14 protein-coding genes are annotated in these 19,938 nt (G+C 60.3%); 1 reads left to right on the forward strand and 13 read right to left on the reverse strand.

What is annotated here, in order from left to right:
- Positions 1–27: 27 nt before the first annotated feature.
- From RCF49_RS13850 to RCF49_RS13880, 7 genes are all read right to left on the reverse strand, one after another.
- Positions 28–4,026, reverse strand: a complete 3,999-nt coding sequence (locus RCF49_RS13850) for an ATP-binding protein (protein ID WP_342640473.1) — start codon at positions 4,024–4,026, stop codon at positions 28–30.
- A gap of 107 nt (positions 4,027–4,133) precedes the next feature.
- A complete protein-coding gene (locus tag RCF49_RS13855) occupies positions 4,134–4,865 on the reverse strand; it encodes a DUF2971 domain-containing protein (protein WP_183318996.1) in 732 nt (243 codons plus the stop codon).
- 457 nt (positions 4,866–5,322) lie between these two features.
- On the reverse strand, positions 5,323–5,571 hold the full coding sequence (locus tag RCF49_RS13860; protein WP_246373328.1) for a DUF3883 domain-containing protein: 249 nt from the start codon (positions 5,569–5,571) through the stop codon (positions 5,323–5,325).
- A 164-nt stretch (positions 5,572–5,735) separates the two neighbouring features.
- Positions 5,736–6,935, reverse strand: coding sequence for an IS256 family transposase (locus RCF49_RS13865; protein ID WP_342640474.1), 1,200 nt, complete (start codon positions 6,933–6,935; stop codon positions 5,736–5,738).
- A 78-nt stretch (positions 6,936–7,013) separates the two neighbouring features.
- A complete protein-coding gene (locus RCF49_RS13870) occupies positions 7,014–7,403 on the reverse strand; it encodes a hypothetical protein (protein WP_342640475.1) in 390 nt (129 codons plus the stop codon).
- Positions 7,404–7,587: 184 nt separating this feature from the next.
- Positions 7,588–8,451 (reverse strand): hypothetical protein, encoded by an 864-nt coding sequence (locus RCF49_RS13875; RefSeq protein ID WP_183318994.1) that lies wholly within the window; start codon positions 8,449–8,451, stop codon positions 7,588–7,590.
- Positions 8,417–8,860 (reverse strand): very short patch repair endonuclease, encoded by a 444-nt coding sequence (locus RCF49_RS13880; RefSeq protein ID WP_183318991.1) that lies wholly within the window; start codon positions 8,858–8,860, stop codon positions 8,417–8,419. Before RCF49_RS13880 ends, RCF49_RS13875 begins: the two co-directional genes overlap by 35 nt.
- Positions 8,861–9,113: 253 nt before the next feature.
- Between RCF49_RS13880 and RCF49_RS13885 the strand changes: the two genes are divergently transcribed.
- Positions 9,114–10,709, forward strand: coding sequence for an NERD domain-containing protein (locus RCF49_RS13885; RefSeq protein WP_183318989.1), 1,596 nt, complete (start codon positions 9,114–9,116; stop codon positions 10,707–10,709).
- Between the two features lie 6 nt (positions 10,710–10,715).
- Here the strand turns inward: RCF49_RS13885 and RCF49_RS13890 are convergent, their stop codons facing one another.
- The 6 genes from RCF49_RS13890 to RCF49_RS13915 form a co-directional block, all read right to left on the reverse strand.
- Positions 10,716–11,705 (reverse strand): hypothetical protein, encoded by a 990-nt coding sequence (locus tag RCF49_RS13890; RefSeq protein WP_183318986.1) that lies wholly within the window; start codon positions 11,703–11,705, stop codon positions 10,716–10,718.
- Positions 11,706–12,418: 713 nt separating this feature from the next.
- Positions 12,419–15,517, reverse strand: a complete 3,099-nt coding sequence (locus tag RCF49_RS13895; RefSeq protein ID WP_342640476.1) for a helicase-related protein — start codon at positions 15,515–15,517, stop codon at positions 12,419–12,421.
- A gap of 2 nt (positions 15,518–15,519) precedes the next feature.
- Positions 15,520–16,659: a sigma-70 family RNA polymerase sigma factor gene (locus RCF49_RS13900; protein WP_342640477.1), complete on the reverse strand. Its 1,140-nt coding sequence runs from the start codon at positions 16,657–16,659 to the stop codon at positions 15,520–15,522.
- Positions 16,643–17,812, reverse strand: coding sequence for a DNA cytosine methyltransferase (locus RCF49_RS13905; protein WP_210289717.1), 1,170 nt, complete (start codon positions 17,810–17,812; stop codon positions 16,643–16,645). Before RCF49_RS13905 ends, RCF49_RS13900 begins: the two co-directional genes overlap by 17 nt.
- A gap of 120 nt (positions 17,813–17,932) precedes the next feature.
- The gene (locus RCF49_RS13910; RefSeq protein ID WP_342640478.1) at positions 17,933–18,796 is read right to left on the reverse strand and encodes a nucleotidyl transferase AbiEii/AbiGii toxin family protein; all 864 of its coding nucleotides are present in this window, start codon (positions 18,794–18,796) and stop codon (positions 17,933–17,935) included.
- Positions 18,793–19,620, reverse strand: a complete 828-nt coding sequence (locus RCF49_RS13915) for a type IV toxin-antitoxin system AbiEi family antitoxin domain-containing protein (protein WP_183318978.1) — start codon at positions 19,618–19,620, stop codon at positions 18,793–18,795. The genes RCF49_RS13910 and RCF49_RS13915 overlap by 4 nt, the downstream gene beginning before the upstream one ends.
- Between the last annotated feature and the right edge of the window lie 318 nt (positions 19,621–19,938).

Raw genomic sequence — 19,938 nt, forward strand, 5'->3', positions numbered from 1 at the left:
CTCGCAGGCTCGCTACCGGTGAGGAGGTCAGTGACTGCCGGAACGAAGCACGCCGTGAACCCGCCAAAGCCGCTCAAGCGTCAGGTTATCGGCGCTGTGAACGGCGGAACCCAGCGAGATGCACACGGCCTGGCCGTTGAGACCTATATTCTCGAAGATGCGCGCGCCCGTTTCGATCCGTTGGCCGAGGCGCTTCAGATACCCGTAGCTCTCACCGCCGCTCCGAGCCGTTACGGCAACGATTCGCCCTTCCAGCGCCGTTAGCTTCGCGGGCGTGAGATCATCAACAGCCTCAAGCAGCACCGTGTCCCCATTCCGTATGACAGGATATGCGCTGTCCTCAACGATACTGGCCACCGCCAGCTTGCGGGAAAGTATGTCGCTGGCGCGCGCAGCAACTGCCTCGTCGCGCCCGGGAAGGTTTTGCGCATCGTAGAGCACGCCGACGATCGGCATGACGCGAGTTTCTGCCGTGGGGACGAGCAAGGCCGGCGGCACACGTTCTGTCCCGGAGCGATCCGCGGCAAGGATCGTTCGTGAAAGGTCCTTCTTGTCCCTATGAAACCGGCGCGCATAGATCTTGCTCCCATGAAGCGCAATGACCGGCTCGCCTTCCGTTGCATCGCGATCGAGCGAGACGATGACAACCTGCCCGGCCAGTGCAACCGAACCCAGCGTGGGACCGCGGATGACATACAGGGCAACGGCGCCGAGCGAGCCAAGGGACAGATATTCCTGGTCGCCGGTGACCGCGAGAATGTCAGCGGCGCTGCGCGCGGCCAAGGTGCCAAGCATCGGCAGGGGCGTGTCCGGCAGAACCATTGCCTCGGGCGCTGACGGTGCATCCGCCTGCACCAGATCGCGCTCCTCATGAGTGAGTCGTCCGAGAAAGCGCGCGTATGAGGCCGTGCAACTCCTCAGGAGGCTGTGCACACTCTCATAGACTTCATTCACGTCGGCAGCATCCTGCGGCGTGATCATGGACGGCTGATGATGTGCCTTGTTGATGATCTTGTAAAAAAGCGCGCTGTCTCGAAGCGCTTGGTGCGTGAGCAGCTTTTCAAACGGCGGTTCCTCGAAAGGCCGTTCTCCAGCATTCCTTGCGTGGCGTAGCTGGCCGAGCAGATCGCCAAGGGTCGGGGAGTGCATGACCAGGGGGTCAGTTGCGAGCAGGTTCCACAGCCTGTTTTCGATGTCGACCCGTACACATTTCACGAACTCCTGCGCCTTGGCAGAGTCGTTTTCGTCTTCGATCCAGCGATCCCGCCTTTCCCTGATTTCCTCGATAGCGGGGCTGAGCGATGCTGTAAGCCTGGATGACGACACAGGGTCGAGCCGCAGCGCCGTCCAAGTCGGCGCATCTTCGGCGCGGGAAGGGAGCTTGTCCTGCACCGACGCAACAAAGCGAATATCGTTCGACGCAATCAGCGGCCGCATCCCATGCGACGGCATCTTCGGCACTGTGGCTGCAAAGTTCTCGCTGTTAATTGGATCGAAATGAGTCTGGGGATCGTCGAGCAGAATGCAGCTTAGCCCGCCTGACTGAGTCCGCACGTGTTCCCACAGACCGAAAAGGAAAGCCCAAACGCACGCCCTCAAAAGCGAAGCGTTCATCACCTGATGCGCAGGCACGCGCATATCGCCCAGCCCGGCGCGAAGTCCAAACCCTCCATCTTCGCCTGGCTCAAACCCTCCATAATCCGGACCGCCGCGATAGTGCGGCCGGTAGATATTGCCCAGCCAGGTGCCGGTGTCGCGATCAAGCGTATTGATGAGCCCCGAAACCCGTTCATAGACCAGTGCCGGAAACTCAAGAAAAGGTTCCACCGCATCCGCCGCCCGTTCCAGCAACTTCAGCCGTTTCTCCTCGGCTTCCCACGCCTGTCGCACCCGCTCGAGCTCATCAAGCTGACGTATGAGCGAAAGGATTGGGGATGCGTTTTGAACGCCGCGCCGGATCGCTTCAATCTGATCGCGTAGCGAGCGTTCCTGCGGCTTTGCCTGTTCCCGTTCGGCAGGTATTTGGTCTTCGGCGGATTGCGGGGCGCCGACATAGCGCACCATCAACTGCTTCAAGACATCGCCCGCTGCCGCCCGGTGTGCGCGCAACATCAAAGCGTGGACGATGGCGGCAAGCCGCTTTTGCAGCGTACTGCCTGCAAAAAGCTCGGGAAGTTTGCTGTTCGCCGGCTGCGGCGCATCCGGCAACGGGTTCTCCCTTGCCGCTATCTCCCAGACCGCCTGAGCATTCCTCTGAAGCGGCTCCAGGCGGCCGGAGAAAGCCCTGTGTGCAAGTAGCTCGTCAACATAGCCCTTGCGAACAATGGCCAGCAGGGTATCCGGCAATGCCTTGTCAGCGAAACCCCGCAGGCTTTCGGGCAGAGCGTGCAGCAAGGAGGCCGCCTCGTCACGTTCCCATTCCGAGGCGGTCTTCGCGATATCGCTGTCAGCTTCGCGGCACTTCTCCAGCGCCGCCTTCACCGACATATCAAGCAACGCGTCGGGAGGAACCTCGTCAAGGTCCGTTCCGCAAACCGGGCAGTTCACCACATCACTGTCAGGGTGAGCGTTCTTATGCCAGTCGGCCACGCGCGCATACAGGCGCCAGCGTGTCGCCTTACGCTCATCCTCCAGCCGGGTCGCAAGCGCTCGCGCTCGCGCGAGAATATCCTCCACCGCCTTTAGCGCGTCAGATGCCTCTTCTTCGGAGATTTCTGAAAGGGAGAGGATCGTTCCAATCGAGGGCAGCTCCCGCAAAGCGCCACCCTTCAAACGTTCGGCAGCCGCATCAAGGGCGCCGGTCATGGCGTCGGCATCCTGCTTTGAGGTCAGTTCCACACGGCGGCCCAGGATGGTTTCCATCGTGGACATCATTTCGCTCTGCAGTTCCTGCAAAGCTTTGCGCGCGGCAGCGATGGAGGAGGCGCAGCCCGCCTTGTTCTCGCCTTCTCCTTCTTCCTCCCCCGGCATCAGAATCCTGGGCGGCGTTCCAAGATCGGAACGTTCCTCCCAGTTCTCGACAAGCGTTTGAAGACGGCTCGCAAAATCGCTTGTCTTCTGATCGCGGGCCTCTTCCGTCGTGCGTTTCTCGGCATTCCGCAGGCGTCCGACGAGCCGCGTTGAACGGTGCCCGAGCTCTTCAAGCGGCTTTAGTCCGGTTAGCTGCGAAACGGCCTGCGTGAAGTCGGTCTTCTCATCGAAGCGCATATGTGCAGCAACGCCTGGCATCAACGTGCCTACCTCAAGCGCCAGCGCCGGGATACCGAGCGCGTCCAGCCCTTCTACGGGAGCCGTCAGCTTCTTGCCCGACACTTGCACCCTTCGCGTCACGCTGCGGATTTCAGCCGTGTCTTCGCGTTTAAACGTCAACCTTACCCAGGTATCGAGCTTCGGCTGATCGGCGAGCTTTTCAAGATTTTCGGCAGAAGGGATAGGAACAATCGGCGGAATGGCTATTTCAGGCCGGTTATCACCCTCGCCAATTGCTTCGCTGTCCGCGGTCCATTCGACCGCCATGGGTTCGTGCACCTCATGCGGCATATGCTGCGACCGCAGCGCCTTGCCCGTCAGGCACCAGATCACCGCGCTCAACAATGCGGTCTTACCGGCACCGTTGAACCCGCTGACAAGCGTAATTTCCCTATTGATATCGAGAACGAAGTCATCCGGGTCTTCGCCGTTCGGACCCAGGTGGCGGTGGAGTCCGCCGAACCGATGCGCCTCAACACGTTCCAGATGCCAGATCGGCCGGGCGCCCGCCGAACGCGAGGTCCTGGCCGTCGCGGCCGGCAGCTCCGCTTCGAGCGCCGTAAGGAGCCCTTCGACTTCCTTTGCCTGAACGGTGCGATTCCGCGGCCACAGATCGCGATTGCGCCCATAGAACGCAAACGCTTTACGCTTGTCGTCTGTATCGAGCCGGAAGGCATCTTCATTCGCACGGTGAACCGGCACGCCCGCCGTCAGTAGCCTGACAACTTCATCCAGGCTGTAATCTTCAAGACGTATCGGTTCAGGCTGGTCGTTCATTGCGTTAGCCAATCATCATGGAGCTCATTTTTCTGAATCTCCCCCGGTTGCCAGACTATCCGGATTCTCGGTGAGAACAAAGCAGCAACTTTCAAAGGTTCAGCTTGTTACCCGATCGGGAAAATCATGTCCTTCGGCGGTGCGTAGAGCAGTGACCTCATAATCCGCCCCTTGAAGCCGGTGCGCCTGCGGATCTCGTCCTTCACCTTGTTCACGTCAGAGAGCGGCAGGCGCGGGTCGATCATAATTTGGTCGATCAGTGCGTGCGGATCGACCGAGTAGGCATAGATGTCCTGCTTTCCCTTATTCTTCTCCAGATAGAGAAGCCGTACCTCACGCTCGTGGATGAAGGCGTTGCGCTTGACCAGTAGCGTTTCGGCCAGCGCGCGGACGTGCAGGCCACCGCGGAACACCTTGTTGCCGAATTCCACCAGCTTCCTGTCGCCCATGTACTGGACCTTGCCGATGAAAGCTTGCTTATGCGCCCAGTCGCCAAGCGGGGCCTGCAATCCGGTGAGGAGGTTGCGGATCGTGGTGCGCACCCGCACGCCGGTCTTGTCGGGCGAATAGATACGCCAGATAGCATCGGAGCTGGTCTGCCGCGTCCAGCATTGCCCGTAGAAGTCGTTGTTGAATGCGAACTTCGCGATCGTGCCATCAGCAAGCCGCGCGGGGGCGTTCAGGATGAAATTCTCGAACGGGTCATCCCATTTCGAGGGCCGGACCAGCACGTTCTGCTTGTTTGCGAACAGTTCGTAAAACCGCCCGAGCGGCATCACGCGGTAGATATAGCCGTCAAACTCGGTGGCTTGTAGATTGATATAGTTCTTCGTATTCATCGCCCCCTCCCAGCGTTCTAATTTGCCGTGTATGTATTCGGCCGTAAAGCTGCGAGTGCCCCGGCGCCCCTGCCGGCTAGTTGATCTTCGGTGATGAGCGGTTTGGCCACGATCGCCTCCATTCAATCTCGACCTCCGGTCGAGAGCGAGAACGCCCACCCGGTGCAAACCCGGGTCGGGCTCTACAGTGGCAAGTGCGGGGCTGATTTGATCACGCGGCGGCCGTCAGAGTTCCGATGCTTATCGGTGCGAAGAGGGATGGATGGAGGGGGTGGCAAAGGTGGTGGCGAGTTCCTCCGGCTCGGATATTCAAGTGCATCACGATGCGCTCGGCAGTTATCTGCAGGAGCCGGCAATAGACTCAAACGAAGCTCGCCTGAAACGTCATCGCCGTCAGTGAGACGTGAGCATCCAATGGCGGATATAGCTCGAACGCCTTCGGCTCGCGCGAGAAGTTCTAGAGCCGGAACAAGCACCATTCGGCGCGCTTCTCCTCGGCAACCGCCAGTTCGTTGCGCGTGACGTGAAAGGGTGTGCGTTCCCAACCGTTCGTCGTCTTGACCTCGATCAATCGAGACCGCCCGTCTGCCGAGAAGCTTGCGATGTCGTAACCCGCACCGTCTCCATCTTCCTGCGACACCCATCGTATCTTGCGTGCTAGATCGTTTCGGCCCGCGTTGGTCAGCGAGGCATGTTCATGAGCCAAGACACGTTCTTCTCCCGCTCGACCGAGCGCGCGATTGCGCTCGTCCCTACCCGCGACATCGAACTTTCGGGCAATGTGTAGCGTCTGCTCCAGTTCGATGGTGTTCCACCGCGTGGTGTAGCTGGCGGCATTGGTGGCCGCGCTTTCCGGCTTGGCCGGGTTGATCAGCGCGCCACGGCTGGCAGGCTGATGAGGGGATCATCGCTCAACTGGCCGACGCTTTCCAGTGTCATGTAGCGGGAGCGCTGGACGGCCCACTCGTCGTTCTGTTCGAGCATGATGGCGCCGACGAGGCGAACGATGGCGTCGTCGTTGGGGAAGATGCCGACCACGTCGGTGCGCCGCTTGATCTCGCCGTTGAGACGCTCGATGGGGTTCGTCGAATGCAGCTTCGCCCGGTGCTCCTTCGGGAAGGTCATGTAGGCGAGCACGTCGGGCTCGGCGTCATCAAGGATGGCAGCGAGCTTTGGCACCTTCGGCCGGATCTGGTCGGCGACGGCCCGCCACTGGGCGCTGGCGGCCTCCGGTGTCTCCTGCGCGAAGGCGGTGGCGATGAAGGCGGAGACGACGCGACGACCGCTCTTGCCGGCATGGGCCAGCACGTTCCTCATGAAGTGGACGCGGCAGCGCTGCCAGGTCGCCGAGAGAACCTTGGTGACGGCGGCCTTGAGGCCTTCATGGGCGTCGGACACGACCAGCTTCACGCCGCGCAGGCCGCGGCGGGTGAGCTTGCGCAGGAACTCGGTCCAGATCGGCTCGGCCTCTGACGTGCCGACCTCCATGCCCAGCACCTCGCGCCGGCCGTCGCTGTTGACGCCGACCGCGATGATCACCGCGACCGAGACGATGCGGCCGCCACGGCGCACCTTGAGGTAGGTCGCGTCGATCCACAGATACGGCCAGTCGCCTTCGATCGGCCGTTCGAGGAAGGCCTTCACCTTGCCGTCGATCTCCTCGCACAGCCGGCTGACCTGGCTCTTCGAGATGCCGCTCATGCCCATGGCCTTGACCAGGTCGTCGACCGAGCGCGTCGAGATGCCCTGGACATAGGCTTCCTGGATCACCGCCGTCAGCGCCTTCTCGGCCATGCGGCGCGGCTCCAGGAAGCCTGGGAAGTAGGATCCCTTCCTCAGCTTCGGGATGCGCAGCTCGACGGTGCCGGCCCGCGTCTCCCAGTCCCGGTCGCGATAGCCGTTGCGCTGGGCGGTTCGCAGTGGCGACTTCTCGCCCCAGGCGGCACCGGTTGCGGCGCCCACCTCCATCTCCATCAGCTTCTCGGCGGCAAAGCCGATCATCTCGCGCAGCAGATCGGCATCCGCGCTCTTCTCCACGAGCGCACGCAGGTTCATCATGTCGTCGGTCATCGGTGTTCCTTCCAGTGAGGACTTGGCTTCGACAACCAGACCCTACCGGAAAGCGCCGATGACCACCGTGCTACTCAGCTACACCACGTCTAGGGACGTCACCTCCAGTTCCTGCGGCGGCGGCTGATTCGAAAGCGTGGGTGGCGGCCCGACCCAGAGCGGTGATGTCTCGCGTAGCCCGGAGTCTTCGCGTGCGGAGGGCCTTCTGGCAAACCAACCCGGATTCTGCGCCAGCCAACGCACTACTGCATCGATCAGAGACGTCTGGAAGTGGAAGGCCGGCCGGTAGCCAGGAATCCAATCCTCGCCAAGCCCCTTGAGCACTGCACTGATGTTCTGGTGCTTGAACTCGATCGACTTTCGGGAGCGGTCGATCCGCTCTTGTAGTCGTCGGTTACATTCGGCCTTGCTATAGGACCGGCCGGCGACGTCGTCAGCGAGCATTGCGAAGTAATCCGCGACGATCAAATCGTTCTCTTCATCTGTCCAGGGCTCGTTTGCATCACATCAGACTAGAGGTGAGAAGCTACTGAGTCATCTACTGTTTCCATCGTACACTGAATTTGTCGTCGCAACCTCGCGCGTCGCCGTATTCTAATTTGCTAAATTCTTTTTATGCAAAGATCGTCCGATGAGTTTCCAACGCGAAAGCTTACGATGATGGCCGCCAATAGCGAATTGCCGGCACCTCTGCACCGATGGCGTTGAGAGCAAGTGAAAGGTTTTGATGCGTCCAATCCAGTTTCTTGTCGGCGGTCATCAAGCCCTCGTAATATGTACCATATACTGCGAAGCTCAAATCGATGAGATCGTTTCTTGCGCGGTCGAGCCGTTTCGGAGTTTGATTCCCGTTCTTGACCCACCAGAGCAGGTAAATGACGATCGCAAGCGAGTAGCGGTAGAGATAGGCTTGCGTTCTGAGTTCTTCGGGCGCCGGGCAGGTGGAATCCTGGTCACCCCCCGATAGCGTCTCCCATATCTGATCAGCGGCTCCGAAGATCGACGAGAACATCTCCGGCGTGTATCGCGTATTCCTCCTGATGATGCGAAGGTGCTGAGGCGTAAACATTTGCTCGGCCATCTCCGGCAACGAAACCAATATGTCGTGGGCACCTTCGAGCATTCCGGAAAGCGCATTTACAGCGCCGGACCAAAGTCGTTCTAACTGAGCGCGAACCCCGGGCTCGTCTCGGTCCGGCCCGTCCAAAATGGCGACCATTCCTCGAATCTGATGCGCCACGTCGGAGCGCTGCATTGAGGAGGTCATATTCGGGGTTCGAGGATCGATTTCCACGATTTCCTTTCCCGGTTTCAAGACGATGACCTGTTCCGGGAAGTCACCGATGACGGACATCCCAGCCACAATCGCTTCGATCGATTCCTGCTTGTACAGCTCGAACCAAACGAAGTCCGGTAGAACGGCAAAATTCGCGGCTGATGCATTGAGAAACAGCCTGAGATCCTCCGACTGCAGCATGCTGCTATCGATGACCAGGCGCCGCATTAGCTTCATCATCGCCGATGTCCCGAAGGACCGTGAGTTCGCTCGCGCTCGTCGGCGGCAGTGCCGACATCAACTTTGCCACGAGCGTGTCGGTCGACCTGGCCTCACATTCCCAAATGGTGAGTACCCGCCAACCCATCACTCGGAGCGCCGCTTCGTTTTCGCTATCACGCATGACGTTTCGCTCGAACTTCGCCGCCCAGAACTCGGCTCGCGTCCTGGGCGTCGTCGCCTTCTTGCAACCCGGATGCCGGTGCCAAAAGCAGCCATGCACGAAGATGGCCAAGTTGTGCTTCGGCAGCACGATGTCCGGCGAGCCCGGCAGGTCACGGCGCTGGACGCGAAAGCGATAACCAGATGCATGCAGGAGGCGCCGCACGGTCATTTCCGGTCCGGTATTCTTCTGCCGGACGGCACGCATGATGCGACTCCTGATCGGGTCTACTTCCAAGATCAGTCTCTCTCAAACGGTGTGAAGCGATCGATCACCATGAATCCCTCCTGAGATTCGCCGATCCCGTCGTCCTGCCCGAACGTCGCGGCAGCCGCAGACCGACCTCCGATCGATTTTCGTTTGGCCAACCGCTCCACGACCCGCAGCCTCAACTTAATAGTAGTTCTTTGAAACTGATGTCTTCTTGGACTCGTCGCCAGCGCTTATAGAATTGATTTCCATGGCTATCACTATCTCATATCCAGTCGCCGGTTACGATCCTCAGTCCGAATTGAAGGTCCACGCCGCACTAAAGGCGCTTTCGGACGACTGGCACATCATACATTCCGTGGCGTGGCTCGGCCCGCGAGGCAACCGGCTTGCCGATGGAGAGGCTGATTTCGTGCTCCTCCATCGATCCTTTGGCATCGTAGTATTGGAGGTGAAGGGCGGCGGTGTCGATCTCCGGAATGGCCGCTGGGTTTCCGAAGACCGTCATGGTCGAGTGAACGATATCAAAAACCCTTTCGAGCAGGCGACCACGTCGAAAGTGAACCTGCACAAGTGGCTGAGAGGCCGTTTGGGCCTATATGTCCCGACTTGCCACGCCGTCGTGTTTCCCGACATCACCTACTCGCTCGAACTCGGGCCCGCCGCACCGACCGAAATCGTCATCGACGGTCGAGGACTGTCGGATGTTCACATCTCCCTCGCACGCGTTCTCGACCATTGGCAACAGAAGGCGAGCTTGTCCGCGGCCGACACGACCAGAATCGTCGACGCGCTCGCTCCGACCGTTACAGTCAGACGGACGTTGGCCGATGCCGCTCACGACGCCGACGCCGGACTCCTGCAATTGACCCAAGGTCAGGTTCGGGCCTTCGCGATGACCCGAAGGACCCCCAGAGCGGTCGTGTTCGGAGGCGCCGGCACCGGGAAGACGGTATTGGCTTGCGAAAAAGCGCGTCAGCTCAGAGACGAAGGCAATAGCGTCCTGCTGACGTGTTTCAACGAACTGCTGGCACGCCGACTGGCTGCCGATCCCTCGCTCCACGACATAAGAACCGCGACTTTTCACTCCCTTTGCATGACAGCCGCTAAATCGTCAGGAGTGCCGATACCGAGAATGCCGGATTCGAACTGGTGGACAGGCGACGCGCCATTGGTACTTCTTGAAGCCATGGAGAGGAATGGTCTGACCTTCGACGCCATCGTGGTCGATGAGGGGCAGGACTTTGCCGGGAGTTGGATCGAGGTACTGGAGGCGCTTTGTAGTGCCGGTCCCGACGCGCCCTTTTATGTATTCGCTGATGAACATCAGCGCCTTTGGGACCGGGACTGGGTGCCGGATGCGCAACGTTTCAGACTCGATCTCACCACCAATTGTCGAAACGCACGACCTATATCGGAACGCGTGGCGGTAATCGCCGGCTTTGATGTCGACGACTTATGTATCGATGGACCACCGGCCAAATGGTCGGACCTAACCAGGGTGCCGGATGCGCCTCGTCTCGTGCAGCGTATCGTCGAAAAGCTGCTCGCAGAAGGGTTCGAAAAGCGCGACATCGTCGTTTTGTGCGAGACTGCGAGCCTCGTGGGAAGGCTCAGGGAGATGGCCGTCGCCGACTCTGGATTTTGCCCCTACGGTGGCTCCGGAGTGGTGGCCGAAACTATAGGCCGATTCAAGGGCCTGGAGGCCCTTGCCGTGGTCCTCGCCCTTGACGGGGATACGCCCGAGCCGCCCGACCGAAATGCATATGTCGGCTTCAGCCGTGCTCGGGCCTACTTGAACGTCCTTGGTTCGCCCTCCCGAAAGGCTTCCGTAGGATGGAGGTGACGCTCGTCAGCTGCGCATTCGAAAGTAGCCATCCGTATCGAACAGCACCTTCCGATCGAGTCGCGTATTGAATAGCCGACACGACGGTTCGCCCAGATGAAGGCATACGGCACAGGCTGCCCCGTGCCTCGATTCCCAACAACCTGGATCCAATGCACATCGCGATTCGTCCAACACCACGCGATCCAAGACCGTGTGCAGATCGTGCTCGAACATGGCCTGTAAGCCCCCGAGGACGAAGTCGCCCCTAGGAACGGCGTATGTCACGACAGCCAAAGCCAAGGGGAATAGGAGCTCGGAAATGGATTCCCTATCGATACCTGCATAGTAGGAGGTCTGTCGGACCATTCGGTGCGAAAAGCTGTGAACGAGGGTCGTGATGTCGGACAGGACCGCCGAGTTTTCAGGATCATTTCCCACCGCGCCGAGGATTCCCTCGTAGGCATCTCGTATGTTGTCCTTCACCTCGATTCCGTGTCCTCGTTCCCGTAGCCAATACGAGACCCGGACCGGATCCAGCCGAGTAATAAGCGCTTCCGTGGTGGCGAGGTCCCCATAAACCACGACTGTACCGTCTCGTTCGGTGAACGCCCGAAGTCGTGACGCTCCCGGCTCGTGATCGCCCCGCGTGTAACCGAATTGACCGTTCAGGATCGGAAAGCGCTCCACCAGATCGATTCTCTGCACTCCCGCGCGTTTCAAGGCATGGTCGTACTGGCCGTCATAAAGCGCCTGCCTCTTCCCCGTGGCGGTCCTCTTCAGATCTCCGATGGTCTTCCTCGTCTCTGACATCGCAAGGGCGATCGCGGAAGCGTCATACTCTGCGGCATCGTTAACCTCGGGCGAGATACGGAGCTCCCGCGGCTTGTCGTCTGCCACCCCAGCGGCCGCAAGCGCGGCGTCGATCTGTTCCGGAGTCAATCCTTGCTCTGCCAGAGTTCTTCGAAGCGCCGCAGACTTCGCGCCAGCAACTCCATCGACCCAAGGCGATGCCATTCCTTCCGCTACCCACGCCAGTGCGGCCGGCCCACCCCCCGCGGCGTGTAGTCGCCGCCTCTGAGTGCGTGACGGGGGATTCACGATCACGACGCTCCTCGGGACATAGACGGAAGCGCTGCGGTGAACCGTGAATTCCATCCTCTCGCCATTCCGGCCCGATTGGCCACAAGTGCAGTTGGTATAGAGGAAGTTCGATCGCAAAGTTCGATTGCATTCAGGGCACGAGAGCTCGATTTCTCGCAGACTGGTCGTCCCGGGCAAGCGCATCCTCACATCGTCATGAGCCGGACAACGCGGATAGCTGGGCTCCCGTATGTCCCCGCAAGCGTCGTGAAACAATACGAAAGGGAGTTGCCCGTGCGGCCCGATCGCACCGCATTTGCAACGTGCCCGGGGGCTATCCAACAGTCGTGAGCAGTTCTTGCACCGCCAGGTCTTCGGGAACGGCTCCAACCAAGCTCCGAGTTCCCGATCGAGCGATCGCACCTGTACATTCGCACCCGCTCTCAAGCTGGCCACGAGTCGCCCATCGCGACCGCTCGCTTCCCAAGGGGCGGCAAGCCGGATCAATTCTGCTGACAATGCCTCTGCATCGACCTCGTGAACAGGCTTGTACTTCCAACTTTTGACTTTCCAAACGCCGCCTCTGACATCGACAGTCTGCTGCGGGAGATGACCGTAAAGGATTTGCGATGCGCTTCTGGTTTCCTTCATCTCGGGTCCTCTCCGCGAATCTCGACTTGCTCCTCAACGTCGCGAAGAGACAGCATGGGGCCACCTTTCGGCCCCATGGAATTCGACCATTCGTTGGCGTGCGCTGGATCGCCGAGATTCGCAGCGAGACGTTCGTACCACCATCGCACGTCTTGGGAGAGATCGGCCGTCATTTCATCGGTGTAGCCGAGCATCCCGGCGATCGTGGCACTCTCGTTCTCGCAGAAGTCAGGGTGTGCATCCAGATAATCGCGCAAGACTTTCGCCTTCGCTATGCTGCGGCCCGCCCGGGGCTCGTGAAGCAGCAGGATCCGCGCGAAGGCCAGACCCGGCAAAGTTCGCTCCAGCACCCGTCTGCTATGCCCGGTGATCGGTATAGGTTCGACGAAACGATCACCCTGAGCCACGTACTGCGGGAACGCTTTGAAGACGCTGGCGTCGCGCTCCCTGGCAATTCGGTGCACGACAAAGGCGAGGGCAGGCCACCTGCGCCCCACACGTGCCGTCGCCTGGATGAACTCGGCCGTAGTGAGCGGTAACCCAAGCATCACCATCACGTTTAGTCGGTCGATGTCCACGCCATGCGACATCATCGAGGATGCCGCGACCACGTGAAGTCGGTTGGCGAACTCGGCGTCAGGGCGTTCGAGCTTTTCGAGGACTTCCGATACGTCCGAGAAAAGGGTCCGCCCGGTCATCGAGGTTACGTTGGGCGCCGGCTTAGGGATAGCCTCCCACTGTGTCTCAGACGAACGGACAACAGCGTCGAGGTCGCGCAGCGTGTTCCCGTACACGACGTTCGTGCCGTATATGTCGACTAGGAAGTCGGCGAGCGACGGATCGACACCGATCTTCTCTGCGACGCCGCGCGGATCTCGCAGCCATTCGCGGATTGCTGACTGCAGCGAGATCATCATGCGGTCGACTGCGAACTCGACGGTCTGCCCGCGTGGCGAAACAGCAAGGTAGGAGCGCATTCGCTTGTCCGTCTCCCGGGACCAGAAGCCTTCTCCTATCTGGGGCTCTGGATACGGAAACACACGTGCTTTTTTGCCGTATAGGACTTCGCTCTGTCTTTCGTAACCGCTCAGCGTGGCGGACGAAGCCAGTATTTTGGGCCGCGTTCCCGAAAGGTTTCGCTGCAAGTGGTCATAGAGCGCCTCGTAATGCGCGTCGACAGCTCCGAGGCTGTCACGCAGAAGATGCAACTCGTCCTGCAGTCTGAACGACACCCCATAGAGAGACGGGTCCATCGGGAGGCCTTTAGGTGACCCTTTGCAATCCGGCACTAGGCATCCATTCGGACGACTCCATCGGGTCGCATAAGTGTGGCCATGCTCGGGCTCGGAACAGTATCCCATAGGTGGGCCGATGATCCCACGCATGTTGGCCTGTAGTGCGATGCCCGCCGCCTTGTCGAGCGTGCCGACGATCACCGTCGGGAGATAACGCCATACTTCGAAATCGACGACCCAGATCGGAAGTGGCTGCGCAATATCCCACTCGCAGTCGGAGTTCGTGCAGCGGTGCTCCAGCCGCCAATATCGCCGATTGAAACGCATCTCTATGCTGTCTGTGCGGCAGAACGGGCACACCTTGAGCATGCGAAGACGATCTGGCATCGAATCGTCCTCGTAGTCCCATTGGCCGCGCCGATCGCGATTTCTCTCGCGTTTGATCTCGTTGGGGGTGGCTCCACTGCCAACGAGAAAACCGAGGCCAAACGGGTCCCCCTCGATTGCCTCCTTGCGGCGGACCATCTCTGCCGCGGCCAGGGCATTGGCGAAACGCTGCGTCTGTTGGAGCGAAAGCAATCGGAGTGGGAATCTCGACCACGCCGTCACCCCCGTGGTCTTGCCACGAAAGCGATCCAGGAAAGCGGCTGTCAGGATGAGACCGAGATAGGTCTCCGTCTTGCCGCCTCCGGTCGTGAACCAGACGATATCGACGATGTCGGCACCCTCGTTTCGGCAAGCGTCCAGGTTCGCGTAAAGAAAACCGATCTGAAACGGCCGCCACGATGTGTATTTGAAGCCACCCTTGCCGTCTCGTGCGGAGATGAGCATAGATGCGTTCATCAGACGAAATGCGCGGCAAAGATCCTGGTCTTCCTCGAGGCGCGCGACACCGGCAGCTATTCGCTCGACTTCTTCGAGAAAACCCTGCCTCTCCCGCCTCGCTTCGCGTTCCATCTCCTCCGACCAGTCGGCATGTCTCGATCGTATACGCTCCATGTCCCATGCGTCGTCTCCCCAAGCCCGGAGCGCTTCGACGAGTTCGCGACCAGGCGCGACCGGATCGTCTGCAAGCCTTTCGAAGGAAAAGAAATCTTCCGACTGGCCAGGAGCGTTCCAGAATTGAGGGCGTGGCTTGTCGTGGCGCGGAAGATCGACGGTGGTGAAAACCGATCCCTCGACGGAAACCCCGCAGTTGATGCCCCACGCGGGGACATGCCGATCATAGCGAAAGCTGTCGGGTAGCGCTTCGAGAATGAACTCCCGGGTCGGCAGACCGGAAACCTCAAGTTCGCACTGAAACAGCCGCCCTCTGGCGAAAGCGTTCTTCTGTTCCTGATTTGGCTTCGAGCAATTGACGAGGGTGACGGTCAATCCCGGCAAACCATCCCGACTTGTATCCACCTCGATTTCAATGGCGGCGGCGAGGCCGGAGTCCGGAAAGCGGCTATCGAGCTCGCGTTGGATGGATGTCGTAAATCGATTTGTAGACCCATGATTGAGAAGGATACTGACGCTTTCAGTGCAGTCGATCGGATCGGACTTGATCCACCTATCGCCCTCCTTCCGCCAGACCGCGAACGAAGCACGGAGGTCGAACGACACCATGTCTCCAAATTCTGCGTCGGGGCCCAGCCGCATGCCGACGGCGCATGGCTCCAGTCTCTCTGCCCGTTCCCCAAGCTTGGATTCGGCGATTTCCTCTTCGGGGGCGAGGCGCCCGAGCCAGAACAATCCACACGGATCCACTTCCAGCGCCGACTTTTTTGCTCCCGTAGCATCCGCTACGACGAAATCGGCCAGCCAGTCGACAAAACGTTCGGCGGCCTGGTAGCGGTCGGTGATCGCCGTGTGCGGCAATTTCAATCTCCTTCGAAGGTCTTGTGCAGGCCGATCTTGCGAGCGCGTCCGCGCAAGATCCTGAGCGCCTTGCTTTCGAGCTGTCGTATGCGTTCCCGCGTCACACCATACTGTTGACCAATCTGCTCGAGCGTCTCGGCGGGTCCGTCAATTCCGAATCGCCGGCGGACGATATCGATGAGCCGCTCGTTTCCAATGCCGTCTACCAGCTCTCCGAGAACCTCCGCGAGGTCGCTGGCGATCGCAACCTCTTCCGGAGTCGGAGCTTCGTCGTTGATAAATTCGCGCAGCGGCGTGGAGGACTCGTCGTCGATAGGCACGTCGTACGAGATCACCTTTTGCTCGGAGAGCTGCGCAATCCTCGCTGTGAAGGCTTCATCCCAGCCGAGCGATTCCGCAATCTTCGGGATGTCTGCAGCGCTGTAGCCCGTGGATAGCCCCAGGGATCGCCTCGTGCGTCGGTATTTCGATATCTGTCCGCGCATATGGACGGGGAGGCGTATCGTCGAACCCACATCGTCGATGCCGCGCGAGATCGCCTGCCTTATCCACCATACAGCGTATGTCGAGAACCTGGTGCCCCAGTCCGGGTCGAACTTGTCACATGCCCTCATCAGTCCCATCAAGCCGAACTGAACGAGATCCTCTGGATCCATTCGATATCGGAACCTTCGGTCGTAGGCCATCTTGGCGACCAAGCGAATGTTGGAGGTCACGAGCTTCGCCTTCGCCTGCTCGGCCCGCGCGAGGACACGCTGCCCGATAGGCGAAAACCGATCCGCATCCGGCAACCGCAAACCGTCTTGGATGGCATACCCGAGCTCTCGCTCCTCAGCTTCATTGAGCAAAGGATACTTCCGTGCGAGACCCAGTAGCTGCTCTAGCGCCGTCCCCGCACGCGGTGACGGAATTCCCTCGAAGGTTACCTCACTGACTGCCGAATCTTCGACTATCCTTATGCTGTCGGCCGTCAACGCCCTTTCGATTGCTATCGCTTCGTCGGGCGTGATGCCGCGTCGAAGATAGGTGGCGTCGATTTCGCTGCGCTTGAGTTCGCCGTCCTGACGATAGGCGTCATCGCCCAAGTCCTCGAGTGTGCGACCTACCAGGCGGTCACGCTTATCGTCAGCTGTTTCCGACAATGTTCTTTTCGCGAATGTGCCGCACGATCGACTTCCCGATCACTTCCCCCAGCAATGGTGGTACGGCGTTACCGATCATTCGGCCGACGGATTTCATGGAAACCGCCGAGCCTGGCTCAATGAATTCATATGTCCGGGGGAAGGTTTGAAGAATCGCCGCTTCGCGGAGACTGATGGCACGATGTTGCTCCGGATGACCGAATCTGCCGTTTCCGAATCCGAAGCACTGCCCCGTCATTGTGGGAGCCGGTTTGCCCCACTCCATTCGCCCATAGACGGCCGGGTACGTTTTCCCGCTTTCCCGAACGTGACACGGTGCGCGAAGCTCATCTGGCCAGTCTCGCCAAGTTCCGCCGGGTTTCGAGGCAAGCATCCGCTTCATGTTCGTCGGAGACAGCCGGCTCGTACGATGAAGCGGATCCCCTGTATCGGTTTCACCGGCACCGAGCGGGGGCATGTCTCCGATCACGTCGCGCACCGCGGTCCACTGTTCTGGGTGTTTGTGGGTGGGTGGCAGAATGTCGATTTCACCGTGCCGCGATGCAAGTAACACAAGACGGCGACGTTGCTGCGGTGCGCCATACTCGCGACAGTCCACGATCCAATGTTTGACACGAAAGCCCGCCTCCTCGAGCTCGTCAACGAAAGACTTGAACCGGTCGGTAACTGCCAGAGGCGTTACGTTTTCCATCGATACGATGTCTGGCAGCACCGACCGTGCGAGTTCACCGAAACGATCCAATAGCGCCCATTTGTCTCGATGATTTCCTCTCGGCCCTTGCGTGTAGGTGGAGAACGGCTGGCAGGGTGCACAGCCGGCTAGCACTCGAACCTTCGCCCCATCGAGAGCGGTGGCAGCATCGGCGGCGGTGTAATCTAAGGCGCTCTTATGGACGAACCGGGAGCCGTTGTTGACCTCGTAAGCGTACCGGCACGCACCATCTATATCGACGCCTTCGACCACGGTGATCCCGGCACGCTGCAGACCATATGTCAGCCCACCGGCCCCGCAAAAAAGATCGACCGCCATCACGTCGTCGCTCCCGGTCACGGGAAAGATCGAGTGGTCCTGCACAGAATTGGCGTTGCCCCGGGCGACTTCTCGTTCGGGTGCCGATTTTTTGACCGATACAGAGTTCAAAGTACCTGACATGGCAAATTCTTGATAGATTCTTGCTTGAAACTCAATTCCCGCGAGCGACTTGACAGTATTGATCCACCCTTATCCCGCCCGTTGGTCCTTCTCGCGGCACCGTTCGGGCAACACTTCTGGCTACCATAAGATTCCAAACCTTTCCTTCATGGCGGGGGTCTTCGCCCACGGCTCACCGGGGAGCCGATCGACCAGTGCCGTGAACACGAGCCGAAACGATTCCGCCGTCGATGCTTCGGTCAGCGTCTCCACCTGAGCCGCCGGTAGCAGAGGCCGCATGTCGAGCAGAAAGCGCGGGTTCGCCAGCTTGGCGAACATGCGTTGCTGGGCCTCGGCGCGGGAGATCGCCTCGCCGGCAAGGGCGAGATAGCGACCGAACATCTCGACGATGCGATCGATGGCGAGATCCTCGAAGACTTCGAGAGCATGGGCAATGTCGTAAAGATCGCGTCCCTTGTCCCGCTGCAGCAACGCCCGCAGCTTGGTCGCCAGCATCTCCTCGCGGGAGAATGTCGGAATGGCGGCCTCGCCGGAGAACCAGGGATTGGTGACCTCGAGCGATAACGCCGCCGGCGCATCGAACACCTCGATCTCGCGGGTGTTGATCTCGATCTTCAGACGGATCGGCACGCCGCTGCCGTCCTCGGCCTCGACCCGGAAGCGAAACTTCGGCGCGACGGGGCTCTGGTCGAACCGCGCCTGCCCGAGCCATGGCTCCAGAAGTGCGCGCAGTCGGTCGAGGATCGGACCGATCGGACCGCCGGAGGTGCGGACCAGATCGATGTCCTCCGAATAGCGCAGCGGCGCCGGAAAATGCAGCTTGTTAAGCGCCGTTCCGCCTCGGAACCGCAATGCGTCGCGCAGCATGTCGTCGGAGAAGATGTCGACGAGGGCGCGGCTGATGATGAGGTCCTGCTCGACCTGGCGCTGATCCGCCCACGGAACGACATTGCCCCAGGCGACGATGTTCTGGGCCGGGATCATTCGTCGAGCTCCGGCACGCGCCGCACGATCACACGCCAGCGGGAATCGCGTTCCTGTGGTTCGGGCGCGAAGTCCGGATCCCGTGCCTCCTGCCGGTCGAGTTCGGCCCAGGGAACAGCCCCTCGTTCCTGCAGCGCCTCCAGCATCGGCGTCGTCAGGGCCTCGCGGCCGAGGCGATCCAGAAGATGTCCGAGGCGTTGCACGACCGGCCGCTCAAAGGTTGCCGACAGGGTGGCGAGTTGCTGGGGATCGATCTTCTCCGCGAGGTCGGAGAGCACCGTGGCGACATTGTCGATGCCGCCGGACGCCTTCGGATAGCGCAGCAGATCGAGAGCCGTCAGAGCTGCTGACGAGATATTCATTGTACCGGTATCGGTCTTGCGGCCCTCAATCCCTGCGGTCACCGCTTCCATGTCCTTGCGGAAATAGAAGACGATCAGGTTGCGGCCGGCACGGATCTTCGGAAGGCGCTTGGCCGAAACGACCTGGAACTCCATGACCGCCTGGTGCGTCGCGCCATGCAATTCTGCGGCCTTGAGAAGCCCGACATAGTAGGCCTGACGCTCATAACGCATGAGCGCGTCGATGTACCAGGCCGGCGGTGGCGCTCCCCAGGATGCAAACTGCGGCGGGACGACGACATAAAACCCTTGCCGCGGGTTCAGCAGGGCCTTGCGACGCTGCAAGCGCTCGGCGGCATCCAGGAACGCGCCGCGCCCGACGCCGAGCGCCGCCTCGGCTTCCTCGGCGGTGAAAACCGTCCGGCCCGCGGAGAGCAGGCCGCTGACATAGCTCGACAGGGCGGATCGCTGATCGTGAACCATGCTCTCTTATCCGCTTTTAGCGCGGATATTTCAACACGGATTGTAACAGAGCCGCGATTCACCTCAAAAAATCCGCACTATCAGCGGATATTTTGACATGATTTATCCAGGGTGAACTGGCCTCGGTTGCCTTGAGAACTCTCGCCTTGTCCCCAATGCTTGGCTGACCGAATCAGGCATGGCGTCGCCCTTCGGGCCGGGCTCTCGGCTGGCGCTGAAGCCCCGCTTGCGCGGTCTTCACCCTGCGGGCGTCGATCCCTGACGCGTCGTGGTGCTGCTGCGGTCGGTGGATGTCGGGAAGGCGGCTTTGCGCCTTCA

The sequence above is a fragment of the Rhodoligotrophos sp. CJ14 genome, from assembly GCF_038811545.1.
Classification (GTDB): Bacteria; Pseudomonadota; Alphaproteobacteria; order Rhizobiales; family Im1; genus Rhodoligotrophos; species Rhodoligotrophos ferricapiens.